The organism is Microcoleus sp. AR_TQ3_B6 (genome assembly GCF_036702785.1).
Classification (GTDB): domain Bacteria; phylum Cyanobacteriota; class Cyanobacteriia; order Cyanobacteriales; family Microcoleaceae; genus Microcoleus.
On sequence record NZ_JAUBVJ010000047.1, the window covers coordinates 24,527 to 51,456 of the forward strand.

22 protein-coding genes and 1 pseudogene are annotated in these 26,930 nt (G+C 46.0%); 10 read left to right on the forward strand and 13 right to left on the reverse strand.

All coding sequences use genetic code 11. The annotated features are described in order from the left end of the window. Window positions 1-132: 132 nt before the first annotated feature. Complete coding sequence (locus tag QUB56_RS21435) at window positions 133-2,763, reverse strand: M1 family metallopeptidase (protein ID WP_332957942.1); 2,631 nt, start codon at window positions 2,761-2,763, stop codon at window positions 133-135. Window positions 2,764-3,454: 691 nt separating this feature from the next. Here QUB56_RS21435 and QUB56_RS21440 point away from each other — a divergent pair. After that, window positions 3,455-4,537: a class I fructose-bisphosphate aldolase gene (locus QUB56_RS21440; RefSeq protein ID WP_332957944.1), complete on the forward strand. Its 1,083-nt coding sequence runs from the start codon at window positions 3,455-3,457 to the stop codon at window positions 4,535-4,537. A gap of 189 nt (window positions 4,538-4,726) precedes the next feature. Continuing rightward, window positions 4,727-5,608, forward strand: coding sequence for a CRISPR-associated endoribonuclease Cas6 (gene cas6, locus QUB56_RS21445; RefSeq protein ID WP_332957946.1), 882 nt, complete (start codon window positions 4,727-4,729; stop codon window positions 5,606-5,608). On the opposite strand, the gene QUB56_RS21450 is transcribed toward cas6, so the two are convergent. Next, the gene (locus tag QUB56_RS21450) at window positions 5,609-5,935 is read right to left on the reverse strand and encodes an antibiotic biosynthesis monooxygenase (protein ID WP_332957948.1); all 327 of its coding nucleotides are present in this window, start codon (window positions 5,933-5,935) and stop codon (window positions 5,609-5,611) included. It lies immediately after the preceding gene. A gap of 533 nt (window positions 5,936-6,468) precedes the next feature. On the opposite strand from QUB56_RS21450, the gene QUB56_RS21455 reads away from it, so the two are divergent. Together QUB56_RS21455 and QUB56_RS21460 are read left to right on the forward strand one after the other, a co-directional pair. Then, window positions 6,469-6,939 (forward strand): response regulator, encoded by a 471-nt coding sequence (locus QUB56_RS21455; RefSeq protein ID WP_332957950.1) that lies wholly within the window; start codon window positions 6,469-6,471, stop codon window positions 6,937-6,939. Window positions 6,940-7,039: 100 nt separating this feature from the next. Further along, entirely contained in the window at window positions 7,040-7,333 is a 294-nt protein-coding gene (locus tag QUB56_RS21460) for a DUF2103 domain-containing protein (protein WP_015175787.1), read from the forward strand. On the opposite strand, the gene QUB56_RS21465 is transcribed toward QUB56_RS21460, so the two are convergent. The 11 genes and pseudogenes from QUB56_RS21465 to QUB56_RS21515 form a co-directional block, all read right to left on the reverse strand. Continuing rightward, complete coding sequence (locus QUB56_RS21465) at window positions 7,322-7,948, reverse strand: HEAT repeat domain-containing protein (RefSeq protein WP_332957951.1); 627 nt, start codon at window positions 7,946-7,948, stop codon at window positions 7,322-7,324. The genes QUB56_RS21460 and QUB56_RS21465 overlap by 12 nt on opposite strands. A 198-nt stretch (window positions 7,949-8,146) precedes the next feature. Further along, the gene (locus QUB56_RS21470) at window positions 8,147-10,117 is read right to left on the reverse strand and encodes a hypothetical protein (RefSeq protein ID WP_332957952.1); all 1,971 of its coding nucleotides are present in this window, start codon (window positions 10,115-10,117) and stop codon (window positions 8,147-8,149) included. Window positions 10,118-10,535: 418 nt separating this feature from the next. Further along, the gene (locus tag QUB56_RS21475) at window positions 10,536-11,369 is read right to left on the reverse strand and encodes a HEAT repeat domain-containing protein (RefSeq protein WP_332957953.1); all 834 of its coding nucleotides are present in this window, start codon (window positions 11,367-11,369) and stop codon (window positions 10,536-10,538) included. Between the two features lie 357 nt (window positions 11,370-11,726). After that, window positions 11,727-11,999 carry a phycobilisome linker polypeptide gene (locus QUB56_RS21480; RefSeq protein WP_332957954.1) on the reverse strand — a complete coding sequence of 91 codons (273 nt, stop codon included), beginning with the start codon at window positions 11,997-11,999 and terminating at the stop codon, window positions 11,727-11,729. A gap of 122 nt (window positions 12,000-12,121) precedes the next feature. Then, window positions 12,122-12,991 carry a phycobilisome linker polypeptide gene (locus tag QUB56_RS21485; RefSeq protein ID WP_332957955.1) on the reverse strand — a complete coding sequence of 290 codons (870 nt, stop codon included), beginning with the start codon at window positions 12,989-12,991 and terminating at the stop codon, window positions 12,122-12,124. Window positions 12,992-13,210: 219 nt separating this feature from the next. Then, window positions 13,211-14,019 (reverse strand): annotated as a pseudogene (locus QUB56_RS21490) (phycobilisome rod-core linker polypeptide). Window positions 14,020-14,179: 160 nt separating this feature from the next. Continuing rightward, window positions 14,180-14,668 carry a phycocyanin subunit alpha gene (gene cpcA / locus QUB56_RS21495; protein WP_332957956.1) on the reverse strand — a complete coding sequence of 163 codons (489 nt, stop codon included), beginning with the start codon at window positions 14,666-14,668 and terminating at the stop codon, window positions 14,180-14,182. A 102-nt stretch (window positions 14,669-14,770) separates the two neighbouring features. After that, window positions 14,771-15,289, reverse strand: a complete 519-nt coding sequence (locus QUB56_RS21500; protein WP_332957958.1) for a phycocyanin subunit beta — start codon at window positions 15,287-15,289, stop codon at window positions 14,771-14,773. A gap of 586 nt (window positions 15,290-15,875) precedes the next feature. Then, window positions 15,876-16,499, reverse strand: a complete 624-nt coding sequence (locus QUB56_RS21505; protein WP_332957980.1) for a transposase — start codon at window positions 16,497-16,499, stop codon at window positions 15,876-15,878. After that, on the reverse strand, window positions 16,424-16,747 hold the full coding sequence (locus QUB56_RS21510; RefSeq protein ID WP_332957986.1) for a hypothetical protein: 324 nt from the start codon (window positions 16,745-16,747) through the stop codon (window positions 16,424-16,426). The genes QUB56_RS21505 and QUB56_RS21510 overlap by 76 nt, the downstream gene beginning before the upstream one ends. After that, window positions 16,636-17,052: a helix-turn-helix domain-containing protein gene (locus tag QUB56_RS21515; RefSeq protein WP_332957959.1), complete on the reverse strand. Its 417-nt coding sequence runs from the start codon at window positions 17,050-17,052 to the stop codon at window positions 16,636-16,638. The genes QUB56_RS21510 and QUB56_RS21515 overlap by 112 nt, the downstream gene beginning before the upstream one ends. Window positions 17,053-17,443: 391 nt before the next feature. Between QUB56_RS21515 and QUB56_RS21520 the strand changes: the two genes are divergently transcribed. The 6 genes from QUB56_RS21520 (at window position 17,444) to QUB56_RS21545 (ending at window position 26,930) form a co-directional block, all read left to right on the forward strand. Next, window positions 17,444-20,263, forward strand: coding sequence for a cation-transporting P-type ATPase (locus tag QUB56_RS21520; protein ID WP_332957960.1), 2,820 nt, complete (start codon window positions 17,444-17,446; stop codon window positions 20,261-20,263). Between the two features lie 316 nt (window positions 20,264-20,579). Further along, window positions 20,580-21,812 (forward strand): AAA family ATPase, encoded by a 1,233-nt coding sequence (locus tag QUB56_RS21525; protein ID WP_332957982.1) that lies wholly within the window; start codon window positions 20,580-20,582, stop codon window positions 21,810-21,812. A gap of 147 nt (window positions 21,813-21,959) precedes the next feature. Further along, entirely contained in the window at window positions 21,960-22,358 is a 399-nt protein-coding gene (psb27, locus tag QUB56_RS21530; protein ID WP_332957961.1) for a photosystem II protein Psb27, read from the forward strand. 464 nt (window positions 22,359-22,822) lie between these two features. Beyond that, window positions 22,823-24,466 (forward strand): family 10 glycosylhydrolase, encoded by a 1,644-nt coding sequence (locus QUB56_RS21535; protein WP_332957983.1) that lies wholly within the window; start codon window positions 22,823-22,825, stop codon window positions 24,464-24,466. Window positions 24,467-24,624: 158 nt separating this feature from the next. Next, window positions 24,625-25,782, forward strand: coding sequence for a DUF262 domain-containing protein (locus QUB56_RS21540; RefSeq protein ID WP_332957963.1), 1,158 nt, complete (start codon window positions 24,625-24,627; stop codon window positions 25,780-25,782). Continuing rightward, a complete protein-coding gene (locus QUB56_RS21545; protein WP_332957965.1) occupies window positions 25,779-26,930 on the forward strand; it encodes a DUF3696 domain-containing protein in 1,152 nt (383 codons plus the stop codon). Before QUB56_RS21540 ends, QUB56_RS21545 begins: the two co-directional genes overlap by 4 nt.

Sequence of the window (26,930 nt, forward strand, 5' to 3'; positions counted from 1 at the left end):
AAATTCCCATGCACTCCCACTGAACAATAATATTATAATAATAACCGGGCGCAATCCTCTACCGACAAGCAGATAAAAGCCGATCGACAATATCGGCCTTTACCTGCACCGGTCTGCGGTTTTACTTTACGCCTAATCCTTCTTCGCCTTAGCCTCCAAACTTTCCATCCGACTCTTCAAATCTTGATTTTCCTTTTTCACCTGGTCTAATTCCTCCCGCAACTGCTTGACCGCTGCATCAGAACCAGCATTTTTCTGCACTTTTTGCACAGCTTCATCAGCCATGCGGCGGACGCGGCCATCGGGAGTTTGGTCAGCTAAAGAACGCAAAATGCGAATTGCTTTGCGGGTTTCCATTTGTCCTAATGCCGCTACGACACATACTTGAGTCAAGAAAAACGTCTCTTTAGACAATTCTGCCAATCGCTGCAAAATCCGTTCTAAATTGATATTAGTTTGACCTGTCGAAATGGTGCCCAAAGAGCGAATTGCAGCCAAGCGCAAAGCTTGCGGAGTACCCGCAGCAGTATATTTCAAAATTAAATTCAGCGCATCTTCAGAAGTTTTCATTTGCGCCAAACCGGCGATCGCACCCGATCGCACAATCTCATTCCAGCCCTGACGTTCTTTCAGCAGGAATTTTAACTCTTTCAGTACCTGTTCCTCAGTCGGTTTTTCGTCCGGGTTAGCCGCTACAATTCCGCCCATAGCACTCGCTGCGGCTGCTTCTACGTAATAGCTGGCGTCGCCTTTATCTAAGATCGATCTCAGCGCTTTAAAAGTTTCGTGAGTTTTGATTTTACCCAGCGCCCCCACCACAGCACGGCGAACGCGAGCATCTTTATCACTCAAACCACTTACTAAACCTTCAAAAGCTTGGTCAAGTTTAATTTCAACTAACTGACTCGCGACTTCGGCGCGCACAGCCCAGAACGGCTCTTTATTGAGAACTTCTGACAGCGTTTTCACAGCTTCCAGTCCTCCCTTTTTCGCCAAAGCGTGGGCCGCGTAAATCCGGGAAACCGGGTCGGGGTCGAATTGCAACTGAGCTTTTAGTTCCGCAACTCCATACTCTAACGCAACAGTTTTTAAGTATTTATTGCCGACATCAAAACTGATAAAGGCAGGCTTTTCTTCGAGAGGGAAATAGAAGCTTTGCTCGCGTTCGTAGACTCGCACAGTGAAAGTTTTTATGTTCGCGGTTGAACGTGCAGAACTTTCATCCTCTGCCTCTTTTTCCGGCTTGTAACCGAAGCCGATCGGAATTTTCAGATCGAATACATCTTTGCTGTTGCCGCTGTCATTTTTGCTATCTTTTACCTGAGTTTGCGTTACAGTCACTTTTGCTAATTTGCTGTCGCCATCCCAGGAATAAGCAACCTTATAATCTGGATGACCGCCGCGATAAACGTACTGGTCGAACAAAAACATGAGATTGCGACCGGTAGCCTTTTCTATCGCCCTGAGCAAATCGATCGTTTCTACAGTTTTGTGAGCGTTATCCCGCACAAAAGTGTGAATTGCTTTGTAAAATAATTCGTCGCCCAACTCGGCGCGAATCATGTGATAAACGCAAGCGCCTTTTTCGTACAAATGGCGATCGTACAATTCAATGGCTTCGCGGTAAACGTGAGTAACCATCGGGCGGCGGTAGCGGGAACTATCTTCAGCTAAATAACTGCGGGCTTCATTTAACATATAGTAAGCCGCGTCTTCTTTGCCATATTCTTTATCAGTCCACAGCACCTCGGAATAAGAAGCCATGCCTTCTTTCAGCCAAGCGTGAGACCAATGTTTAATTACTACTAAATCGCCGAACCATTGGTGAGCCAATTCGTGGGCGACTAAGCTTTCAGTACCTCGATTGTCGAGGGCGGCGCGTTCGTCTAGCAAGCACCTATCTGTTAGCAAAGTTGTCGAAGTATTTTCCATGCCCCCGAAGATGAAATCATCGACGCAGACTTGAGCGTATTTGGGAAAAGGGTAAGGATAGCCAAATGCTTCCGAGAAGAATTCAATCATTCTGGGCGTTTTGCCCATGCTGCGCTTAGCGTCTGCTTCCCGGCTTCTTTCAACGTAATAATTAACTGGTTTGCCGCGCCATTCGTCTTTGATCTCGGCAAAATCTCCGACTGCTAAGGTCATTAAATACGTCGGGTGTACCTGGGTTTGCGACCAGTGATAAATCTTATCGTCGCCGTCGTTTTTTATGCTAATTAATTCGCCGTTGGAGATGGCCAAAAATTGTCGGGGAACTTGCACTCTAATTTCGGAAGTTGCCAACTGTCCGGGATAGTCGAAACAGGGAAACCAGAAGCGGGAATCTTCGTCTTCGCCTTGAGTCCAAACTTGTGTTGGTTTGTCTGGATAGTTTTTGTCCGGGCCGACGAAATAAAGGCCGCGTTGGGGTTTTTCCACCCAGTAGTCGATCGCAATAGTAATTGGTTGGTAAGCTTCTGTTGGTTCGTGCAGTTGAATTTGCAGCACTTCGCCGTCGCTGTCGAAATTTTGCTCGGTTTCGCCAACTTTTACCGATTCAATATTGAGGTTTACCGCATCTAAGGTTAATTTGTCAATGCCGCTGCGGACTGGATTGATGCGGATGCTGCAAGTGCCGCGAAAGCTTTGTTTGGGAATATTCAGCACTAAGTCGAGGAAAATATGCTCTACTTGACCGGGGCGATCCGGGTTGTAATGCGGCCGAGCACCAGGCATCTCGAAGGATTTGTGACTGTTTTCAGAATCAAAGTAAGTATTTGACATTGTGATGGCAAAGTTGTGAGTCGAGCGGCGATCGCTGGCAGCGCCGATCTGGCTGAACTGCCAGCTTATTATAGGGTAGCGCGTCCTAGCTGCTGTTGTCGCTAACTTGTTAAAAACTGGTCGATCGTTGCCGGGATGGAAAATATGATTTTTTCGCTACAATATCAGCAAGGCTCATGTCTGCAAACATCAGCCTGCAATTGAAATGGTGAGGGAAATCTGCGTCAGTAACTCAACCCTAAAGGGATTGAGCTTGTAAGAGAAATTCTTGCAAGCTGTACCGATCGGCTATCGTCTTCATTGAATGCGTTTTTTGAGTCGCGACACCCCGGAATGCCTAGCTAGTTCCTTGCTCTGTCATCTGCAATTAAACAGTTTTAAAGTCACGCTCAACAGTATTGCAGGTTCAAAAAGCTCTTAAAATAAAGGCGCGTGCTAACATTACCCCGCAAGGGAGGCTCAATTGAGCGAACCATTATGCGATCGCGGGTTGGGAAGTTTGAGATGGTAATTGTCAAGCGCGAAAGTGCATTACAAAAGTACACCAAATTGAACAACTCCAAGGCGGTAATGGGTAAAGAAAGATTCAATGCGGTTAAAATCGCTTGTGCGATCCACCCTCGCGTAGCCGAAGTGTCATTTTCCTCTCTAGGCTCAAGCCACGATCGTTTTGCACTTACTGAGATTCTTTATGACAGCTACACTATCAGTTCCCAATTCCATCGAGTCTTGGCTGGGCGACGAAGCCGAAGACTTGCTCACCCATCAAGCAAAAGTTCCTAAAGATTTGTTGCACCTGCCTGGGCCGGATTGGGTCGATCGCATTTTTGCTCAAACCGATCGATCTCCTCAAGTTTTGCGATCGCTTCAGCAACTCTATTCTAGCGGACGCTTGGCGAATACCGGCTATTTATCCATCCTGCCAGTAGACCAAGGAATCGAACACTCTGCCGCCGCTTCTTTTGCACCGAATCCCATTTACTTTGACAGCGAAAACATCATCAAACTAGCAATCTCTGCTGGCTGCAACGCTGTCGCGACAACCCTGGGAGTTTTGGGAAGCGTATCTCGCAAGTACGCGCACAAAATCCCTTTTATTGTCAAGCTCAATCACAACGAATTGCTGACTTATCCCAATCAATTCGACCAAATAATGTTTGCAACCGTCGAGCAAGCTTGGAATTTGGGAGCAACAGCAGTCGGAGCAACAATTTATTTTGGTTCCCCGGAATCGACGCGACAAATCCAAGAAGTCAGTCAAGCTTTTGCACTGGCTCACGAATACGGAATGGCGACAATTTTGTGGTGCTACCTCCGCAACGATATCTTTAAACAAGACAAAGATTATCACGTTGCGGCCGATTTGACAGGTCAAGCAAATCACTTGGGAGTGACAATTCAAGCTGACATTATCAAGCAGAAATTGCCCGAGTGCAATCACGGTTACGAAGCGGTTGCTAAAGCTAGCGGCCACAGTTACGGCAAAACCGACAAGCGCGTTTATTCGGATTTAACAACGGATCACCCGATCGATCTCACTCGCTATCAAGTTCTCAACTGTTATGCGGGAAGGATGGGTTTAATTAACTCCGGCGGTGCTTCCGGGAAAAGCGATTTTGCCGAAGCAATTCGCACGGCGGTAATCAACAAGCGCGCTGGCGGCTGCGGCTTAATTTCCGGTCGCAAAACTTTTCAGCGTCCCTTTGAAGAAGGTGTAAAATTGTTCCACGCCATCCAAGACGTTTATTTGTCGCCAGAAATCTCGATCGCCTAAAAATTCACAGTGCAGAGATTTGCCTCAATATCACAACCTAAACCTAGGGTGCGCGGGCGCGCAAATACCCCTAAACGTAGGGTGCGCCCGCGCACCTTACCTGATTTAAATTCCTTAATATAAGTTGCAACTTAGCTGTAATATTAATAGTAGCTGAAAATATATAGAGATACAGTATAGAATTTAAAAATGCCCCACAGCCTTGTTTTAAACCTGCTGCCAGTTGCACCAATTCCATCTCAGTTTTTAACCGGGCGGCATCTCCACGCTTTATTTTTGAACCTTGTGAGTGCTGTAGACAGCGATTTGAGCGCGTACCTGCACGACCAATCTCAGGAAAAAGCTTTCACTTTAAGCCCTTTCCAAGTAAGCAGAAAAGAAGCTTACAAAAGCAGCACGCCACAGCCCCAAAAGAGAGTTTTGCCTTCTGCTTCCCGCACAATTTCGCAGGCCCTACAGTGGGATTACAAGCAAGCAATTCAGGAAAATACGCCGATTTGGTGGCGAATTTCTCTGCTGGATGACGGTTTGTTCGATCGCCTAACTCAACTTTGGCAGCAACTCAATTTCGCTCGCCCTTGGCATCTGGGCCCGACAAATATATACATTACTAATATTTTGAGCGAACCGCAATCAAACCAGCCGTGGGTCAACTTTTGTACTTACGCGGAATTGTTCGATAGAGCTTCGGAAACTGAGCGCCAAATTGCTTTTAGTTTTTGCACTCCTACTAATTTTCGGCAAGGTGTATACGATAGTGCTATGCCCACTCGTGAGAGTATTTTTGGTAGTTTAGCCAATCGCTGGAACAAGTACAGCATGATTGCGATCGAACCTACTTTCACAGAAGCTATTTTCCCCAGTTTTTTCGATATCCGAACAGAAGTTAGTACGGATTCTCGAAGTAAATTTATTGGCTGCGTCGGCCATATTAGTTACCGAATTATGGGAGATATAGCTCCTGCTATCATCAAGCAAATTAACGCTTTAGCAGATTTTGCGCTTTACAGCGGAGTCGGGCGGAAGACGCCGATGGGAATGGGAATGACGCGTCGGTTGCAGGATTTTTAATCATTCACTTTTCGGCTGAATTTCACTGACGATTTCATAAACGTCAGTGTCGGGAATTTTCGCAAACAAAGGCGTCATCTGCTTTAATATTTCCTGATAAGCTTCGCTTTGATTGGCAGTCATCTCTTCTACGCTTTCCCAAAAAATGATGGCAATACCTTTGTCTGTATTGGGCAATTGCAGCAGGTATGCTCCCTTAAAACCTGTAGCGTAAGTTGCAACGGCTTTTTCAAAAAGTTCTTCTGCAGCTTCAAATTTTCCTGGTTTAAATTCGCCAATGGCAACGTAGGCAAACTGATGTCTGAGAAAGTCAAGAAATTCTGACATATACTTTTCCTCACTTAATACCGATACCCCAAGTTATATTTTACGCGATCGCCCGCACTTTGTGAACTTCACGGTTTGTAGTTTCGCGCTCAGCCCCTGGCGGATTTATTAATTACAGGTTTCGGGCGATCGCAACTCCAACAGAAACTTTTTGAGTCAGGCGGCTGGAATTCTCTTAAATAAACTGTTAAATCCAAGATTTTAGATATAGCCTTTCTCACTAACATGAGGTACTATCTGGCATAACCGATAGGGCATAGGCCTCCGTGGATCCACGGGCATAGGGCATACCTCACCACACGATCGAACCGCTATATTTACCAGGATGGGTAGGGCCCAGCGAGTTCGATCGCTAGTACAAAAGGTAAAGCGGCTGATAGATCAAATCTTGTGTGTACTGGGAGCGCACAAGATTCCTAAAAAGGGGGCCGTAAAAAGTGGTTTTTTGCAATAACCCTCTTGAATATCTTAAAACTTACTTGCAATAATTATCACAGATAAATACCAACCAAGTAAAAAGCTAGCTCAAAAAAATGACAAAAATATTAGTAATTGAAGACAATAACTTAATGCGAGAAATCGTATTAGAAATCCTGGAATCGCGCGGTTTTGAGGCCGTCGGCGCCGAAAACGGACAAGTTGGTATCCAGTTAGCGATCGCCCAAATTCCCGATTTAATTTTGTCAGATGTCAGGATGCCCGAACAAAACGGCTTACAAGTTTTCGCAGCTTTGCGATCGCACCCTGCAACGGCCAGCATTCCGTTTATTTTTATGACAGCCTCCGACATGCAAAAAGCTCTCGCACTCAAAGCAGATGGGTATCTCAACAAGCCTTGCACCGTCGCAGAAATGCTCGGGGCGATCGCCACTCAACTAGAAAAACCGACAGTTAGCAACCCACAACATCAAAAAGTACAGGACAATTCTGCGCCATCAAATCTCGGCTTGCCCGCCAGGAATCGAAAATCTCGGTTTGAGATGGCGTCGGTTTGCTGGCAATGACACGCAAAGTAACCTTATTAAGACTTAAGTGGAGGGAATTTCAAATTGGTTCCACCCAGGGGTGGCTTAGACTGGGTATGTTGAATTTGGTTAAAAATTTATGAACGCACAACCCAAAGGCCGCCTAGTTTGGAATCACTCTACCCACCTTCCCGGTTTGATACCAATTTTAGAGCGCCTCACTCTAAAAATGGGCATTCAAACTGTCACTCCCGGCGTCATCAACAAAGTTAAAGGACACATCCCCCGCATGACATTAAGAGTGTCAGTACCCATCCGCGGGGGATTTAAAATCATCGCCAGACAGGGCAAAACCGTACAAGAAGTCTTTATATTAACCACTCTCAGTCAAGGGGACTTGGAAGAGACGATCGCCCAAACCCTAGCCAAGTGACAATTTTTCCTTAGCAAGCAAAGCCCGGGCCCTAACTGAAGTAGTTTCATCGGTTTGGGCGATTTCCTCAAGCCTGGCCAAAACGGACGCCAACCAATCCGGTTTAACAGTCGCAGCACCCGCCAAAGCTTGCAAACCCCCCCCTGCTGCGTAGCGAACCACCCATTCTGGATCTCGGGACGCTTGCAGCAGCGTTTTCACAGCACGAAGTTGAGCATCGGCAATTTGTTCTGCTGGCATCAGTTCCCAGCAAATCGTCCCCAAACCCCTAGCCGCCGCCCGCCGCACGCTCAAAGCAAAGTCATTCGCCGCTGCATCGAGCAAAATCTCCAAACCCCTGGGGTCGCCAATTCCCGCCAAAGCCCGAACAGCCCAAGCTCTCGCTCCGTAATTGTAGCCGTCAAGCTGTTCTAGAAGTGGCAGCACCGCAGCTTCTCCGATTTGAATCAGCCCGTCAACGGCGGCAACAGCGGCGCCTGGGTTGTTGTAACCGAGCACTGTAATTAAGGTAGGAATTGCTTGTTTTGACGAAGCTGCCGCCAGTTCTTTGACTGCGTTTAACAAGCCCTCGGAAGAATCTGCTTGTTCGACAGCCTGAATTAATTCTAATGCCATTTATTTGTAAGCTTTACCGTGACCATTTTAATTGTAGGTTGGGTCGATCCCGCGATCGAACTTTTTACAGCGTGGGTGAGGCGCGGCGATCTACTTGAAAAGCTTACCCTGCTCGAAGTAGGACAGTCTTGGTTAAACAGTCGAATCAGCAAAAAACTCGACTCCATACCCGCCCTAGGAGGTGTTGCGCTGTGCATCCTAACCGTCTTGGCGGTTTCGATAAAACTTAGCCCAAGCATACCGCTGCGGATCTTTTTTTAGCAGATATTCCACAACTTCCCGACGCTTCCCATTTTTAGCATTTTTGACAACCCGCTTCATTTCCGCATCCTGATCTCTGGGTGAAGCACCGCGTTTAATTGCCTCGTTAAACCAACGTTCGCCCTCTAAGAATTGACCCCGCTCAAAACAAATAGCTCCCATCAAAGTGTAAGGATGATGACTCTGAGGCTGATACTCAATAGCTTTTAGCGCACATTTTTCGGTATCATCTAGTTTATTAATATCTCGAAAAGCACCGCCCCTAGTTGTTAGCAAAGCGGACTTGAGCTTATTTTCTTTAATTTTGTCTAAGTCCAGATTTTCTGTCAGGTTCAATGCACTTCCCGGTTGCTCTGCCTTCCGCCAATGACTGCTGGCATTAGCCAAGTTCCATTTATTTCCAGTGCCTTTGTACTGCTGTTCATAAAAAAGTGCTTCGATTTTGTGGTAAGCTGTAAAAATCTTGCCCGAGAACAGTCTCTGGCCTTGATATCGGCGTTCTTCCTGCCACCCATAATAGCTATTGCTCGGTTGAGATGCTTCAAGTTTATTCTCCTCAAGCCAAGCAACATCTGTTGGTTCCAGTCGCTCTCCTTTATTCAGTTTTTGCAGAATTGCGTACAACGGACTAGAAGGTGCCCGATCTTTATAGTTCGACACATCATACTTAGACTTCAGAGCAGCAAATTCCTTTTCTTGGGCAAAAGTAATTACATCCTCACGTCCATTCTGTTTGAGCCAATCAATATCAGCCTCACTTAACTGCTCTCCCGATTTTATTTTAGACTTCAGACTAACAACATAGTTTTCAATAGCAAAAGTAATTACATCATCACGTCCATTCTGTTTCACCCAATCAATATCAGCCTCACTCAACGGCTCTCCCGATTGAATTTTGGACTTGAGACTAGCAGCATATTTGTCAAGCGCAAGAGTAATTGTCTCGGTCAGTTTACGCTTTTTCAGAAAGTTAATATCCGGCTCACCTAGCTGACTTTCTAAATCAATTTTTTTGAGAACTTTATACAGATGGCTAGAGAGGGATGAATCCTCATAAGTAGTAGCTTTATACTTAACTTTCAGTTCAGCAAAGTGCCGTGTTTGTTCAATCTCCAAAACCATGCTAAGCGTTTCCCTCAGTTGATGCTCTTGCAGCCAGTTAAGTTCTGACTCGCTCAACTGCATATCTGCATCCAGGTTTTTCAGGATTTGATACAACGGACTAGAGACAGATGTTTCTGCGTATTCACTAGCTTTGTACTTATCCTTGAGTTGGGCAAATTCAGCTTCCCGTCCAGCTTTTTGTTGCCAAAAAATTTCTAGAGTATCCATCAGTTGGTTGTTGAACAGCCAGTTAGCCTCTACATCACTTAATATTTGTCGTGCATCCAGTTGCTTGAGAATTTGATACAAGGGGCTATCAAGTGAACAATCTGGATATTCAGTTGCTTGGTACTTAGCCTTTAGTGCAGCAAATCGCGCCATCTCTTGAACGACAGCAACTGTTTCAGTAAGCCCCTGTTCTTTAAGATATTTAACTTCTAAGTCAGTTAGCTGATTTTCTGAGTCAAGTTTCCAAAGGATAGGATACAAAGGACTCGATATCCCAAACTCGCGAGGTCTGGTTACTTTAAATTTAGACTTGAGTTGAGAAAATTCAGCAGCTAATTTTTTTGGTTCTTCCTCCTTACGTTGTAGCTCTTGCTCGATAGCTTTTCTTGTTTCCAAAAGCTCATGCTCTTGTAACCACTTCCGCTCAAATTTACTAATTTCAAATCCTAAATCAGCTTTTCGCAGAATGAGATACAGAAGACTAGAGGGAGATGAATCTTCATATTTTGTTGCTTGATACTTGGACTTCAGCACTGCAAAATGTTGCACCTGGACTTCAAAAGCGTCGTTGCTCATGGTGAATCCCCCGATTTATACTTCTAGCCGCTACACAACCATCTCCCAGCATTCCGCGATCGCCCGGAGTCAAAACCCAAACTTTTTTAACTGAGAACTAATCCAGATAATAATACTATTTTAACACTCTCGTTTTCGCCAACTACAGCTACCACCCTCAGTATTTTCACTGAAATTTATAAAAATTAGTACCTAAAGCCTCGTTTCTTATTCCCTCAAATAATCTGCCATATATTCACCCGGATAAAAGCGAGACAATAGCAGTTCTCAACTCCATGAAATACAGATATGCGGTAGGGAAATAGCATGGCGCTGTGTCCTGAAAAGTGTTGTATCCTGAAAAGTGCTGTTTCCTGAATTTACGCGAGAAAATTGAGCATCGCTACAGCAATTCTATTTCAGTTATGAACTAATTTTTTTAAAGCAAACTATCCATTAAATTCATAACTTGGATAGCTTCATCTGACAAAGATAGAGATTCTTGTTGATTGAGGTGATGCTCCAAAATTCCTTTGAGCGCAATCAATTTTATGCTATTTTCTGCTAAAGTCTCAGAAATAGCTTGCGCTCCCGGCAAATAGCCGATCGCCCCCAAGTCCATCAAAGCCGATCGCCTCAACTGCAAATTATCCCCCTTCAAAGCGCTTACCAACCGCTCTCCGTAAACCCCCTCACCAGTTAACTGATACATCGCCCGCGCCGCAGCGTACTGCACCCGCTCCACAGAATGTTCTAAAAAAGGTGAAATTAGCGGTATTGCTTCCGTCGCTTGCAGGGTTCCCAAAGCTTCAATTACCGAGTCGTAAGGTTGCAGAAGGTGCGATTTTCCTGGCACTCGCACAGCCGCCGCTACACCCCCATCCAATAGCTTCATTAGCGGCCCAATAGAATCGATCTCGCCCAGCATTTCTAGAGCTTGAGCCGCCGCTTCCCGCACGTAATAATCGGCGCATTCCAAACAGCGAATCAGGGCCGGCAAGGCTTGTTTTTCGCCCAATTTACCCAGGGCCCGAGCCGCATTTCGCAATAGGGAATAGTCACCGATTTTTGTTTGTTCTGATTCTTCTTGCAATGCGGCAATTAAAGCTGCAATAGCTGCCGGTTCCTTGACTCTAAATCTACCAATCCACCAAGCAGCATAATACCGGAGACTGTAATCTTGGGAGTGCAAATTTGCGATCGCCTGTTCAACAGTTAAAGACTCGCCCTCAGCTACACCAGGCGGCGGTGAGTCGGATTCGTAATAATCCATAGTTATTAGTTATTAGTTATTAGTTATTCGGCCATTTCAATCGCTGCTACACAGATACAGCAAATTCCACGTTAATCAAGTACACCCGTCAAGCGCGAGCTTACGGGAAACGGCACGGCGCCGTGTCCTCTATCGAAAGCTATGTACCTCACTTACCTAAAAAATGCTGTAAATCCTGCAAGGCAAGGGTTAGGGAAACTCGGCGATTAAAATCGCTACTAAACAGACAAAACCCGCCTGCGCGGGTTGCATTAACTCTTAGTCCGCTTGGAGTGGACGAAAGTTTGACTCTTAAGCGATTTCCATCGCCCTTTTTAGCTTGACTCTTAAGCGATTTTCATCGCCCCTGCAACTAAACTATTGGTGCTCTCCCGATGATTCATGGGATGATTCTGCACCCGCGTTCAAAGGATGAATGCTGACAATTTTCCCGCCCATGCGAGTAATCCGCTGCATTTCTTGATTCATCCGATTGTAAGGCACGGTGATAAATGTACTCGCGCTCGAGCGAATCGAATAATCAACATTATTTGTTTCATCGCTTTGGCGCAAGCCCACAACTTCATACCGAAAGCAGCGACCAGCAGAAGCTGTATTGCCACTTTTTCCAGCTACAATTTGACCCAACATAAGCTTCTTGGTAATTGGTAATTTTGACTGTTGACTGTTGACTGTTGACTGTTGACTGTTGAGTAAAAGCTAGTAACTACCAACTGCCAACTGCCAACTGCCAACTGCCAACTGCCCACTGACTAAATTGGAGTAATGCTAGCGATTTTCGCGCCCATGCGTTGAAATTTCTGCATTTGCGAGGACAACTCCTCAACAGGCACGATGAAAGCCTTGCTGCTGCGGCGCACGCTGGGATAGCCGCCCGTGCGAATGCCCGAAACTTCCACGCGCACCAGTCGCCCTTCTTTGCCGTAAGCTGCCGCGCCGCCGAAAGTGCTGGCGGGAGTTACGTTTCTGGCCGAAGGCCGATATGCCCAACCTTCGTTACCGCCAGAAGGCCCAACTACAGCCGTAGCGCTGTTAGTGCCGAGCTCGACTGCTAAGCGAGAGTTCTTGCCTTCTAGTTGAGATGTATCGCTGTTTGCATAGCCGCGATACAGGCGAAACATCCGGGTAAAACCAACGGTTTTTTGACCGCGCTGGGTGTTAAAGCCGCGGTAGTAAGGCACGATACTGTCGCCGAAGCTTTCTTGATACTCTACTGAATCGATGTAAGAATCAATATCAGCGTCGTAGCCTTGTGTTTGGTACAAATCTAAGTGATAAACTACTTCAGATTCGTCGTAGGGAGCGCGACCGAGCAAGTGTTTGTAGTTTAGTTCGATCGTCCGAGTTTGGAAACTGTTGTAGAAAAACTTGGTTTTGTACAGTTCTGACTTAGCTACAGCGCGTACAAATTCTCGTACCGTCAAACTGCCGTCTCGCAGCAAAGACTCGGAACTTGTAAGTCGCTCGGATTTCATTAAGTAGTCGTTGCCCAGCACCTGACGGTAAACCGCACGAATCACAGTTTCAACGTCGTCTTTGCTGTAGTTCGGGCGCAATTCTACCGTCGGCGCATCGCTCAATGCGGATGTTCCCAGTCTGGACGCTGCTGTTGTAATTGCCACCAGATTTTCTCCTAAATTAATAACAAAAGTTTAAAGCTTTGTTGCACTTGAGATTTTTACGACTAAGGCTAATATGTCTCAAACTATGGTGCTCCGTGCGCACCTGCTCAAAGTAGGGTGCGCACGGAGCACCTTACCTATACACATAAAATTGAAGAATTTTTTAGCCTTAGTCCTACTTTGCTAAAGACGTTTCAAAAAAACGTCAATACACAAACTTTAAGCTGTGGTAATACTTACCACTTTGCCGCCACCTTTGTTGATTTGCTGCCAGCGGCTCGAAAGTTGCTCGTAAGGCACGAGATATTCGGTAGTAGTCGGCCGCACTTGCGGCGAAAACTTAGCCGAACCTTGCATTGCGGTGACTCGGTAGAGTTGGCCGCGAGAACCACCGGAAGTCCCCCCAAGGGCTTGGACGGTGGAGGCCGTGTATATCGGCGAAGCCATATTTCTCGCTACTTCCCCAGTCAGCCGGGCTTGGGTTTGGTTTTGCGATCGATCGCTAGAAGCAAAACCCCGGTACAGTTGAAACATCCGGTTAAAACCGACGGTTTTTTGATTTCTTTGAGCCGCGAAACCGCCATAGTAAGGCACTACACTTTCGCCAAAATTTTCTTGATCCTCAACTGAGTCAATGCAAGAATTGATTTCAGCTTCGTAGCCTTCGGCATTAGACAAATCAACGTGGAAAGCAATTTCCGACTCGTGCTAGGGAGCGCGGTTCAACAAATGCTTGTAATTAAGCTCGATCAACCGCGTTTGCGAGTTCGGATCAAAAAACTTTTTCCGATAGGTTTCGGAATGTGCAATTGACCGCACAAAATCTTTCACTGAAATCTGCCCCGAGGCGGCCGCAGAGATTCAGCACTGGTAAGTCGTTCGCTCGACATTAAATACTCGTTGCCGAAAACTTGGCTTTAATCGGCGCGAATTACTGCTTTCGCATCGTCTTGCGTGCTTTGGGGACGCAGTTCTCACCGTCCCGCTTCTTCAAATGCTTTTATTCCCAACCGTTCTGCTGCACTCAATCCCCCCCATTTTCGCTTCTTCCTTGTTTGCTTTAAAAACGGATTAACTGATTTAAAAAATTATTTGGAAAACTCGGCTTCGATCGCAGATGCCCGGAACTCTAAACAACCGCTAACACTCAAGCTAACAGTAGCTTAGAATTCCGGGCATCACGCAAATCTAGCTTAGAGCGTTGATTGCGTAGTCGATGTAGGAATTCGCTTCAGTTGCAGCGTCGCCACTGAGACCGTGGTTGCTCTTGATGTACTTGAGGGCTTCAACGTACCAGCTAGGAGACAATTCAAATGTCCGGTTGATTTCGTCAACACCTGCAATCAGGTACTCGTCCATCGGACCGGTGCCGCCTGCAACTAAGCAGTAGGTTACCATCCGCAGGTAGTAGCCGATGTCGCGAGAGCACTTGGCTTTACCGGTTGGGGTAGAAGCGTAGTTCGGGCCTTGCATTTGTTGGGTGTACGGGAATTTGTTGTACACAGCTTGAGCTGCACCGTCGATCAAGCGCTGAGAATTGGCTGTCAACGACTTGGCTGCCTCCAAACCTGCTGCTGCTTGGCGGAAGCGGCCGAAGGCGACTTGGAGTTCAGTGCTGCTCAGGAAGCGGCCTTGAGAATCGGCTGCGGTTACTGCTTCAGTCAAAGGGGTTTTCATTGTTCTGGTGTCTCCCTAATGTTTTGTGGTTTTTCTACAAAAATGATTGTTTGCAAAAATGCGATGCTCGCTTCTTTACAACCGATATTGGTTTGGCTATTTTTAGCCGACTGCACTGGCTGCGCGGTCGAAGTAGCTGCCGATTTCAGACATCAGCGAGCTGCAATCACCACGGGTAACACCGTTGGGGTCGTTAGCGATCGCGATTGCTGCTTCCTTCATTTTTTGCACGCCTGCTGCAACCGAGCCACCTGGAACTCCCAGAGCTTGGTAGGTTTCACGCAGACCGTTCAAGCAGCGGTCGTCCAAAACGCTAGCGTCGCCTGCAAATGTTGCGTAGGTCACGTAGCGCAAGATGATTTCCATATCGCGCAAGCAAGCTGCCATGCGGCGGTTGGTGTACGCATTGCCACCAGGAGCGATCAGTTGTGGCTGTTCGGCGAACAGGGCGCGAGCTGCATTGGCCACGATTGTGGATGAGTTGCTAGTGATGCGGTTTACTGCGTCAATCCGCTTGTTGGCCTCGGAAACCATGCTGCTGAGAGCATCTAGTTGGCCCGTAGCTATAAATTCGCCGCGAGCGTCAGACTGGGAAATCACTTTTGTAAAGGCGTCAAACATGAAAGAACTCTCCTACTTGAGTTAATTGAGTTTGGTTGCGGTATAAAACCGTTAAGTTAAATTTGTTCAGGCTGCTAGAGCCTGCAAGGGTTGAAATTTGGTGCCAGATCATCTGCTGGTTCGATCGATCTCTCCCTTTCCGCTACCTGCACTATTGTTACATTGCAACGGACGTTTAAGAAACCTTAGAAATTTTTACATCTTTTATGAGATGCGACAAACCTTGTCAATCAGCGTTTTTGTTAACTTTGACCTGGCGTTTCAACCCTCATGATAATCTTTATACAATGCTCGTCCGTCTTTGTTTATTACAATTTATTACAAAAACTTATCTCTCTAAGAAGGTAAATATCTGGGGGGGAATTGCGGGCACATCTCCTCCCTAGGGTAGATGCGGAGTTGCAACATAAAAAGCAGAGTTTGCTTTTGTTGCCCCAGCAGTGGCGATGGAACCACCCCGAACCTTCCCGTGAACCGATCGCCTTTGTTGGCTTTCTTTGTCCAAGCCCAATTGTTAAGAACGGTTAATTGACACTCCCCGTCCTATAAAGACGGGGATTCTTTCGTCATAGGGAGCGCAACCGCTTTACCCTCGGAAAGCATCACAGGCGGTATGCCCTACGGCTGCAAGTCCTCTAATTAAGACGAATTGTGCTGCTGCAACATCTCTATCTGTTTGATAGCCGCAATGTTCGCATGAATGAACTCGCTCGGACAGCTCCTTTTTGCCCGTTTCTGTTAAACAATTCGGGCAGATTTGGCTGGTTTTTCTGGCATCAACCTTCAGGAAAAATATTCCACGTTTAAAACAGCATTGTTCGAGGATCTGGAAGAATTGACCCCATCCAGCGTCCAAACAGTGTTTGCCAAGAATCCCGCGCGCCAATCCAATCAAGTTTAATTTCTCAACGAATATCGTACCTGCGGTATCGCACAATTCATGAGCTAATTTCCAATAACAATCCTTGCGGATATTAGCGATTTTTTCATGCAACCTACTCACTTTATTTTGCGCTTTTTTGCGGTTTGCCGAGCCTTTTACCTTTCTTGATACTCGTTTTTGCAGCAATCTAAGCTGGCGTGGGAGCGTCTTAAAAAATCGTGGATTTGGGTACGTTTTACCGCTGGAAGTTGCTAAAAAATGAATAATTCCGACATCAATTCCCAGGAAGGAACCGTGGGCATTGCCTGCGGTATATTGACATCCCATTGCACGGTTAGCATTACGAACCAGCAACTCGATCTCCTTACAATTCGAGCTTGTTTGAGCGTCGCACCGTCCGGGATGGGGCGAGATTGATGGAATTTAACACTACCGATAACAGGCAACTTTACCTGGGAATTTTCTATCGCCCCAACACCCATTTGTGGAAATACAAAAGAACGCATAGTCCCGACTTTTTTATAACGGGGGAAGCCGTGTCCTTGTTCCCACATACTGACAAATGCTCTTTCCAAGCGGCGAAAGTTTGTTGCAATACTTGCGACTGAACTTGCTTTAGTTGGGGGCTGCTTCTTCGATATGCAGTTAGCGCCTTACATTGACTTGAATATGTCGGCCTGGGTGCATCTGCTGGAATAATGTATTCCGAGTGGAGGGAACAAGCGTCAATCCGACAACTGCGAGACTTATACCAGTCTTTACGCTCTCTCAAGGCATAATTATAGACACGGCGACATAGCTCCAACCAATCTGAGAAAATAGCAACCTGTGCTGTTGTTGGTTTTAACTTGAACTCGAATGTCAGATTACACACTTGCATCACGTCCTTATTTCATTCTACACTACTTTTACGATTCGCTAGGACACTTTGTAAAGCAGTCCTAGAGGTCACGCTCGCGTGTCGAAGTGAAGGACGGGGCTTTAAACCCAATTTTCTGTGTAATAGCCGAAAGAATTGCTAATTTTTAGTAGTAAGGTGGATAAGTGCTATCAGCGGTAAGTCTACAAACGGCGCGATCGAGCCGCCAGACGCATTAAAGTTAAAAGCTTTTTGCTTCCCCGGCATCGAAGCGCCCTCTCACGAGTCGCAAGTTAAACAGTTTTTTATTCCGAACTCAAAACTTAAAACTCTCTCACTGTAATCAGCCAGATGGATCGGCTGTAGCTGTCCGGCCGCAACCACCTTTATGCCCCATGCTCGATCGTAATTTATGTCTTCAAATTCTCCCTCTTCTTGGCACACCGTAGCAATTGACAAAACTCTCCAGCAGCTAAGCAGCAACAAAAACGCTGGCTTGAGCAGCCAACAGGTGTCAGAACGCTTGCAGCAATACGGCCCCAACGAACTAGAAGAAACAGGAGGCCGCAGTCCGTGGTCGATTTTTGTCGATCAGTTCACCAACATCATGTTGTTGATGCTGATTGGTGTGGCCGTGATTTCGGCTTTCTTGGACATCAGGTCGAATACTTTTCCCAAAGATGCGATCGCCATTTTTTCGATCGTCATACTCAACGGCATTCTCGGCTTTTTCCAAGAGCAAAGTGCTGAAAAAGCCCTCGCAGCCCTCAAAAACCTCGCTTCCCCCCTAGTCAGAGTCCTGCGGGACGGCAAAACTTCGGACATAGCAGCCAAGGAACTCGTACCCGGAGACGTGATGCTGTTAGAGGCTGGGGTAAAAATTGCAGCAGACGGACGCTTGATCGAATCTTCCAACTTGCAAGTCAGAGAATCTGCTTTGACGGGAGAAGCTTTAGCAGTTACCAAGCAAGCAGAGCTAGAACTTCCCGAAGATGCTTCCTTGGGCGATAGACTCAACCTGATTTTTCAGGGCACAGAAGTTGTTCAGGGACGAGCAAAGGCGATCGTTACCAACACTGGAATGCAAACTGAACTGGGCAAAATTGCCACCATGCTTCAGTCAGTAGAAAGCGAACCGACTCCCCTGCAACAGCGGATGAGCCAGTTGGGAAATGTTCTAGTCTCCGGAGCCCTAAGCTTAGTCGCAATTGTCGTCATCGGCGGCATGATTACCTTCCAAAACGGCAGCATCGGGTTCGATACCAGCAGGTGGGAAGAGTTGTTAGAAGTTTCTCTCAGCATGGCTGTGGCTGTGGTTCCCGAAGGACTCGCAGCAGTCGTGACAGTCACTCTAGCACTCGGAACTAGGCGGATGGTGAAGCGAAACGCCCTGATTCGCAAACTGCCGGCCGTAGAAACTTTGGGATCGGTTACTACCATTTGTTCTGACAAAACAGGTACCCTGACTCAAAATAAAATGGTAGTTCAGCTAGTGTCTACGGGCGACTGCACAGTCGCCGTCACAGGCGAGGGCTATGCCCCGATCGGAGATTTTACCGATCGCCATACATCGACCAAAATTAATAATTTAGAGGAATATCCAGAACTCGAATCTTTATTAATTGCCTGTGCAGTTTGCAACGACGCAGTGTTGCAACAAGAACAGCAAGAATGGCAGATTTTAGGCGACCCCACAGAAGGAGCTCTGCTGTGTGTAGCGGCAAAAGCAGGGATTTATAAGGAAAAACAGTCTCAATTGCTGCAGCGGACGGCGGAGTTTCCTTTTTCTTCCGAACGCAAGCGCATGAGCGTGATTTGCGAAGTACCCGGCAGATCGGGACATTCGGGATTTCCAGCAGAAACAGGACAGCAGCCGAATTATTTGATGCTGACCAAAGGTTCTCCAGAGTTGACCTTGGAACGCTGCAAAGGCATTATAGTCGGCGATCGAGTACAACCTTTAACCCAGGAAATGCGCGATCGCATCCTCGCCGAAAACAACAACATGGCAAGCGGCGGTTTGCGAGTCCTCGGGTTTGCGTACAAACTCTGGGAAAACCTGCCGCCGTCCGGTTCTGAGGAAACCAGCGAACAAGACATGATTTGGCTGGGACTCGTCAGTATGCTGGACGCCCCGCGCCCGGAAGTGCGGGAAGCAGTGGTGAAGTGCCGCAATGCAGGCATTCGAGTGGTGATGATTACAGGAGACCACCAGTTGACAGCAAAAGCGATCGCCTACGATTTAGGTATTGCAACAGAGGGCGATCGAGTTCTCACCGGTCAAGAATTAGAAAAGCTCAGCCAAGAAGAACTCAAGCAGCAAGTCGAACAGGTTAGCGTTTACGCCCGCGTCTCCCCAGAACACAAATTGCGGATTGTCCAAGCTTTGCAAAGTTGGGGCAAATTTGTCGCAATGACCGGCGACGGCGTTAACGACGCCCCCGCCTTGAAACAAGCCGATATCGGCATCGCAATGGGCATTACCGGCACCGATGTCAGCAAAGAAGCTAGCGATATGGTGCTCCTCGACGACAACTTCGCAACTATTGTCGCCGCCGCTGAAGAAGGGCGAGTGGTTTATAGCAATATTCGCCGCTTTATTAAGTACATTTTGGGCAGCAACATCGGCGAAGTTTTGACAATTGCGGCCGCACCTTTAATGGGTTTGGGAGGAGTGCCGCTGACGCCGCTGCAAATTTTGTGGATGAACTTAGTAACAGACGGCGTTCCCGCTTTGGCCTTGGCCGTGGAACCGGCGGAACCGAACGTGATGAAAAGACCTCCTTTCAGTCCGCGAGAAAGTATTTTTGCGCGGGGTTTGGGTTCTTACATGATTCGGATCGGGATTATTTTTGCAATTTTGACGATCGCGATGATGTCCTGGGCTTACGGATATACTCACACTCCCGGACACGGCGATCCAGATGCTTGGAAAACAATGGTGTTTACAACTCTTTGTTTGGCGCAAATGGGTCACGCGATCGCAATTCGGTCTAACACTCAGCTAACTATCGAGTTAAATCCCTTGAGTAATGTTTTTGTTTGGGGAGCTGTGATTGTGACTACTATTCTGCAATTGATGCTGATTTACGTTCCGCCGCTGAGAGATTTTTTCGGCACTCATTATTTAACGGGGTTGGAGTTGCTGGTTTGCTTCGGTTTCAGCGCTCTGATGTTTGTCTGGATTGAAATGGAAAAACTGTTCTTGCGCTTTTACAAATCTAGAAAATAGTGTTAAGGGCTGACACATACTGAGCGAGGTTTCATTATTAGCTAGATTCCTCGCATTTGGGACTATTCTTTATTCACATCCGCCAGGGGTTTCAACCCCCTGGCTCACAGCCAAAGTCATCGCTATGAAGACTCAATAGGTTGTGTCAAAATTAAACAATTATTAATTCGTTATAATGTGATTGCGATCGCAGCGCTCGGCGAAAATCGCGATCGTAAAGGAGCTCGGTTGCCAACCTGTAAGGTGCGCCCGGTCGTTCACCCGCTCGATGACTGTATTACTAATTACCAATTACCAATTAGCAATTACTAATATTATGTATTTGAAAACGCTGCACCTACGGCAGTTTCGCAACTACTTCGATCAAAAGGTAGCCTTTGACGCTCCCAAAACCATTTTAGTAGGAAATAACGCTCAAGGAAAATCTAACTTGTTAGAAGCGGTAGAGTTGCTTTCCACATTAAAAAGTCATAGGGTAGGGCGCGATCGCGATTTAATACTCAACTCAAAGCCGATCGGGCAAATTGATGCTACACTCGAACGCCAAACCGGACCGATCGACTTAGCTTTAACTCTTCGCTCTGGGGGGCGTCGGACACTGAAGCTCAACGGTGAACCGCTGCGTCGCCATTTAGACTTTTTGAGCGTCTTAAATGTAGTGCAATTTTCTTGTTTGGATTTGGACTTAGTGCGCGGCGGACCCGAAGGAAGGCGCAATTGGATCGATCGCCTAGTCATCCAGTTAGAACCGATTTACGCTCACATTTTGCAGCAGTACAACCAAATTTTGCGCCAGCGAAACGCTCTGTTGAAACGTTCTAAAGAAATCAGGAAAGCGGAATTTTCCCAAAGTTTTGAGAAAATGCAATTCCTGGCACCCGAAAGTCCGGAACCGGAAAATAAAGAAAACTTACCAACTCCCAACTCCCAATTCCCCATTCCCAGTTCAGAATTAGCTTTGTGGGACGCGCAGTTGGCGACAGCGGGGGCTCGCGTCATCCGCAGGCGCGATCGAATTTTGGAGCGATTGATGCCTTTAGCTCGCAAATGGCACCATTCAATTAGCGGTTCTGCAGAAGTTTTAGATGTGAAATACGATGCTAATATTGAAGTAGGTCCGCAATTAATCGCTAAAGACAATCTCGAAGGAGTGCGGCAAGCATTTTTAGAGAAAATTCAAAAAAGGGCGATCGCAGAACAGTTTCAAGGAACTACTTTAGTCGGACCCCACCGCGACGATATTACATTTACAATTAACAGTACCCCAGCTCGTCAATACGCCTCCCAAGGCCAGCAGCGAACTCTGGTATTAGCATTAAAATTAGCGGAATTGCAGCTTATTGAAGAAGTCGTCGGCGAAGCGCCTTTACTGTTGCTCGACGACGTACTTGCAGAACTCGATCTTAGCCGCCAAAATCAGCTTTTAGAAACAATTCAAGAAAGATTTCAAACTCTGATTACTACGACTCATTTAGGCGCTTTTGACACTCAGTGGCTGCGACAAACCCAAATACTCTCCGTCGTTGCTGGACAAATCAATCGATTTTAGATTTGAGATTTTAGATTTTGGATTGACAAATTTTCTGTTTCATGGTATTGGTGCAAAATTTTTGAAAAATTGGCATTATTAGATCAATTCGAGATAGGATAAAGGTTAATTTTCATTGCAGCTTTCGCTTCCATTTTTCTAACCCTTATGAAGCATTACATTTCCCGTCTGTTAGCCCTGGTATTAGTTGTTGTCATCGGCATAGCGGGCTGTACCAATGTTCCGGCCACTCTCAGTGGAGATTATGGTCAAGACACATTAGCATTAGTGAACAGCTTGAGAACAGCGCTCACTTTGCCAGAAGGCACGCCGGAAAAAGCCGCGGCTCAAGCCGATGCTCGTACCAAAATCAACGATTTTTCTGCTGCATACCGCCGCGATCCCGGTCTTACCAAGCTGGCATCTTTCACGACAATGCGCACCGCATTAAACTCTTTGGCAGGACATTACAGTTCCTATCCAAACCGTCCCGTTCCTGAAAAGTTGAAAAAGCGTCTTGAGGCAGAATTTCAGCAGGTAGAAGCTGCTCTCAAAAGAGGATCTTAATCTCAAAATTTAGGATAAAGGATAAATTTTAATAATTCATCTTTCATCCTTGATATTTGAGTGTTAACAATTTTTAGTAGAAATATCAACTGCTTTTAGCGCCCACTGTACCCAGGCGCTTTTTTCAGCAGCATTTAGTGAAAAATTGAACTGGATATGAGATCGAATCCGGGCTTTTTACCCCCTTTATTTTTGAGTCCGCGAAGGCGCGCGGCTGCGCGCCAATACTTAGTTAGACGGACGAAAGTTTGTATAGCATAGCAGCGGTTTCAACCGCCGAGTATTATCTTGGCCGCCCTTATTCGATCTAAATAGCAGCCAGACAGAATTTGCATTGTGCGATCGACTTGTGGCATAACTAGGTCAACCGAAAAAAGTAGAAAATTGGTAGCTGCTTGTTGAGCGATCTCGGCAAAATGCGATCGCCACCCAATTTAAACCAGAAAACCCCATTCAACTCTCCCATGAAAATTGCACCAACTCGCATCGCGAATTTTCAACACCAGCGACGCTTTTTAAGTGCGGTAACTGCTGTTTTAACCAGTAGCTTCATCAGCCAGCTTGTGTGGCCGTTTATCGAAACTCAACCAGCTTTTGGCGCAACATCAGCCTATTGCCAATTATCCAAAGAACAGGTAAATCAAAAAGAAGACTTGCGCCGCGCCGCCCTGTCAGGAAAACGGGAATCTCAGCAAGCATATTTTGCTGTTTTGAGCAAACACGCGCGGGAAATAGCTCAATGCCGCCAAAGAACTTGGCCCGGAACCCAAGCAATGTGGCTGCGTTTGTATCCCTGCGATGTCAGACCCGGAGAAATCGATCGGGTATTAGACAAAGTTGTGAATAAAGGCTACAACCAAGTCTATATAGAAACATTTTATGACGGTCAAGTGCTGCTACCAGTCGCAGACAATCCTACCGCTTGGCCTTCTGTTGTGAGAAATCGCGGCTACGAGAAATACGACTTGTTAGAAAAGGCGATCGCCAAAGGCAAACAACGAGGTTTAAAAGTATACGCCTGGTTGTTTACCATGAACTTTGGCTATACATATTCTCAGCGTCCCGACAGACAGCAAGCCCTCGCTATCAACGGTAAAAATCAGACAACTTTAACAGTAGTTCAAGACCCAGGAATTAACGATGAATTCGCAGAAGTTCCGGGCAATCAAGCCTTTATCGACCCCTACAGTCCGCAAGCGAGGCAAGACTATAGTTTGTTAGTAAATCAAATAGTCAAGCGCAAGCCCCAAGGAATGTTATTCGACTACATTCGCTATCTACGGGGCGTCGGGCCTGCTTCGGTTGCTACCAAAGTTCAAGACTTGTGGATTTACGGCCCAGCATCGCAGCAAGTTCTTTTGCAGCGGGCTAACAATCAGCAAGGGCGAGATTTAATTCAGCGATATTTGACTAAGGGATTTATCAATCCTAATGACGTTCAAGCAGTAGTCAAACAGTATCCAACTGAGAAAGAACCTCTTTGGCAGGGGCGAACTCCGCGACCGATACCGATAGCAACTCCAGCTTCTAGAAGGGAGAATGCCGTATCCAGATCGGCCTCAACAACTCCCGCTACTAACAAGCCCAACGCTGCACGTCCAACACCAAAACCGACACCGCCACTTCCCGATACCGGCATTCTACAAAAAGACCTATGGACACTGAGCGTTGCTCACGCAGTCCAAGGGATTTTAGATTTTTTGGGAATAGCAATTCAACCAGCTCAAAGGATGGGAATTCCTGTAGGAGCGGTGTTTTTTCCCAACGGAAATCAAACGATAAATCAAGGGGGATTTGATTCGAGATTGCAGCCTTGGGACAAGTTTCCGGCGGCTGTGGAATTCCACGCCATGTCTTACGGAAATTGCGGGGATGTAAGCTGCATTGTGCCACAGGTGCAGCGGACAGTGAGTTTAGCGCCTGCGGGAGCAAAAATCATTCCTGCCATTGCTGGAGATTGGGGAAAACCTCTGAAAAATCGGCCGTCATTGGAGATTCAAATGCAGGCAATTCGCTCTGCGACGCCGCAAATTAATGCGGTGAGTCATTTTGCTTTTGGGTGGCAAGAACCCGAGGATGAAAGGGCACGGCAAACTTGCCGGTTGTAGATAAGCTGTAGGTTGTAGAGATGCGGTTCGTGGCGTCTCTACAAGAGAGAATTTGTGCGATAATATTTGAGAATGTTCTTATCTGCTAGGCTCGTCATCCAAGTTTAAATAGGACAATACCGAATCGCAATAAATGTTAGTACAAAGGAGTATTTCCTATGGTAGCTCAGCCTGAACCCTACAACCAAGTCTCTAACGAAGATACGACGCTTGATGAACTAAATTTGATGCAAGAGGAAGAAGATAATGATGCTGAACCTTATCAAACAGACAAATTGATATACGATCCTGATGAAATTAATATTTTCACCAGAGAACCAACCATCGAGCAACTTCTAAGAAGAATCAATGAGGAAGCTCTTGACTTAGCACCGGACTTTCAGCGCCATGCAAACATCTGGAAAGATGACGCTAAAAGTAGACTGATTGAGTCGCTCCTGATTCGGATTCCATTACCAGCTTTTTATATAGATGCAACTGATGAAGATAAATGGTTAGTTGTGGATGGATTGCAACGGCTATCTGCTCTCAAGCAATTTATGAGCGATAAAACACTTAGGTTATGCGGACTAGAATACTTAACCAATTTAGAAGGTAAAAGTTATGATGAAATTGAACGCAGATACCAGCGTCGAATAGAGGAAACTCAGGTTACAGTTTATTTGATTGAAAAAGGTACACCTCCTGAAGTTAAATATAACATTTTTAAACGGATTAATACAGGGGGATTGCCAATGACTCCCCAAGAGCTCCGCCATGCTCTCAACCCCGGTAAGGCAACAAAGTTTTTAGCTCAACTTGCTACATCTAATGAATTCCAGCAAGTCACTAAGCTGAGTAAGTTGCGTAAAATGCGGATGGACGATCGGGAATTTATACTCGGTTTTTTAGCCTTTACGCTTACATCTTATAAAAATTCTCAAGCTGAAAAGAGAAATCTATTTTTAAGTAAAGCATTATCTAAGGTTAATAATATGTCTGAACAGGAATTACAAGTAATAGAAAATAATTTCACAAAAGCTATGATTGCAGCATGGCAAATTTTTGGGAAAAATGCCTTTCGTAAAATCTCCCAACACCAAACAAAAATGTTTCCAATTAATAAAGCTTTGTTTGAAGTTTGGTCTGTTAATCTCAGTTTACTTAGTGACGAGCAACTTAATATATTGAAGCAGCACAAAGAGCAATTGATTGAAAAATTTAGAAAATATGTAGATAGCGATCGAGAGTTTCTAGCTTCTATCTCTCAGGCAGCGGAAAAAATAGAGTACAGATTTAAGATAATTGAAAAAATAATTCAGGAGGTTCTGGCATGATTACTTCGCTGCAGTTGAACAACTTCAAACCTTTTGCAAAGCAGTTATTGGAATTCAAAAAACTCACGTTATTTTCCGGATTAAACAGCACTGGCAAATCTTCTGTTATGCAATCGTTCCTGCTGCTGCGACAATCTTACCAACAGGGTTTACTGCCAGGAATAGGGTTGGCCCTTAATGGCGATTTAGTGAAGGTGGGTACTGCTAGAGACGCACTTTTTGATGGAGCAAAAGAGGACTTCATTGGTTTTGACATTTTTTGGGAAAACAACAGCGAAGCGATATGGTGTTTCAGATATAACCAAGAGGTAGATGTGTTGAACATTCTCATGGAACAAGTTACGCCGGAAGTGTATAAATCGAATCTTTTTGGCAATAATTTTCATTACCTTCAGGCAGAACGGATCGGACCGCGGCCATTTAATGAAATGTCAGATTACCAAGTACGACAGCTCGGTCAATTGGGTATCAAAGGCGAATATGCTGCTCATTTTCTTGCTATTAATGGGCGTGAGGTTATCCCTAATAGTAACCTCAGCCATCCAGAGGTAAAATTTAAAAGCCAAAACCTGGAACAAACTCCTAATAAATCAATGGATTTAATCGACCAAGTTGAGGCATGGATGGGAGAAATTAGTCCGGGTACGCGCCTCAAAATTGAGGCCAAATCAGATGTCGATTTGATGATTTTTCAATATTCCTATGGAGATAGCAATCCTTACCGTGCAACTAATGTGGGATTTGGAATTAGCTACACTTTACCGATTATTGTAGCGGCACTTGCATCAACACCTGGTACAATCATTTTAATTGAAAATCCTGAAGCGCATCTCCATCCCAAAGGACAAGTTAAAATGGGTGAATTGTTAGCTTTGGCAGCGAGTGGTGGGGTTCAAGTTGTGATAGAAACTCACAGCGATCATGTTTTAAATGGGATTCGCCTTGCGGTTCACGGGGGCAAAATTGCCCCGAAGGATGTTCAGTTGCATTACTTCCAGCGTCAAAATAAAGAAGGACAGGCCGTGACTGAGGTAATATCGCCAAAAATCGATCGCAACGGACGAATTGATCGATGGCCGGATGGTTTTTTTGATGAGTGGGACAACAGCTTGGAGATTTTGTTGGAACCTGCGGTGGAAGGAGAATAA

What these genes read in the sequence shown, in the direction of transcription:
- QUB56_RS21435 (WP_332957942.1), bottom strand. Translation starts at nt 2,763, where the DNA reads ATGTCAAATACTTACTTTGATTCTGAAAACAGTCACAAATCCTTCGAG.
- QUB56_RS21440 (WP_332957944.1), top strand. Translation starts at nt 3,455, where the DNA reads ATGACAGCTACACTATCAGTTCCCAATTCCATCGAGTCTTGGCTGGGC.
- cas6 (WP_332957946.1), top strand. Translation starts at nt 4,727, where the DNA reads ATGCCCCACAGCCTTGTTTTAAACCTGCTGCCAGTTGCACCAATTCCA.
- QUB56_RS21450 (WP_332957948.1), bottom strand. Translation starts at nt 5,935, where the DNA reads ATGTCAGAATTTCTTGACTTTCTCAGACATCAGTTTGCCTACGTTGCC.
- QUB56_RS21455 (WP_332957950.1), top strand. Translation starts at nt 6,469, where the DNA reads ATGACAAAAATATTAGTAATTGAAGACAATAACTTAATGCGAGAAATC.
- QUB56_RS21460 (WP_015175787.1), top strand. Translation starts at nt 7,040, where the DNA reads ATGAACGCACAACCCAAAGGCCGCCTAGTTTGGAATCACTCTACCCAC.
- QUB56_RS21465 (WP_332957951.1), bottom strand. Translation starts at nt 7,948, where the DNA reads ATGGCATTAGAATTAATTCAGGCTGTCGAACAAGCAGATTCTTCCGAG.
- QUB56_RS21470 (WP_332957952.1), bottom strand. Translation starts at nt 10,117, where the DNA reads ATGAGCAACGACGCTTTTGAAGTCCAGGTGCAACATTTTGCAGTGCTG.
- QUB56_RS21475 (WP_332957953.1), bottom strand. Translation starts at nt 11,369, where the DNA reads ATGGATTATTACGAATCCGACTCACCGCCGCCTGGTGTAGCTGAGGGC.
- QUB56_RS21480 (WP_332957954.1), bottom strand. Translation starts at nt 11,999, where the DNA reads ATGTTGGGTCAAATTGTAGCTGGAAAAAGTGGCAATACAGCTTCTGCT.
- cpcA (WP_332957956.1), bottom strand. Translation starts at nt 14,668, where the DNA reads ATGAAAACCCCTTTGACTGAAGCAGTAACCGCAGCCGATTCTCAAGGC.
- QUB56_RS21500 (WP_332957958.1), bottom strand. Translation starts at nt 15,289, where the DNA reads ATGTTTGACGCCTTTACAAAAGTGATTTCCCAGTCTGACGCTCGCGGC.
- QUB56_RS21505 (WP_332957980.1), bottom strand. Translation starts at nt 16,499, where the DNA reads ATGGGATGTCAATATACCGCAGGCAATGCCCACGGTTCCTTCCTGGGA.
- QUB56_RS21515 (WP_332957959.1), bottom strand. Translation starts at nt 17,052, where the DNA reads ATGCAAGTGTGTAATCTGACATTCGAGTTCAAGTTAAAACCAACAACA.
- QUB56_RS21520 (WP_332957960.1), top strand. Translation starts at nt 17,444, where the DNA reads ATGTCTTCAAATTCTCCCTCTTCTTGGCACACCGTAGCAATTGACAAA.
- QUB56_RS21525 (WP_332957982.1), top strand. Translation starts at nt 20,580, where the DNA reads ATGTATTTGAAAACGCTGCACCTACGGCAGTTTCGCAACTACTTCGAT.
- psb27 (WP_332957961.1), top strand. Translation starts at nt 21,960, where the DNA reads ATGAAGCATTACATTTCCCGTCTGTTAGCCCTGGTATTAGTTGTTGTC.
- QUB56_RS21535 (WP_332957983.1), top strand. Translation starts at nt 22,823, where the DNA reads ATGAAAATTGCACCAACTCGCATCGCGAATTTTCAACACCAGCGACGC.
- QUB56_RS21540 (WP_332957963.1), top strand. Translation starts at nt 24,625, where the DNA reads ATGGTAGCTCAGCCTGAACCCTACAACCAAGTCTCTAACGAAGATACG.
- QUB56_RS21545 (WP_332957965.1), top strand. Translation starts at nt 25,779, where the DNA reads ATGATTACTTCGCTGCAGTTGAACAACTTCAAACCTTTTGCAAAGCAG.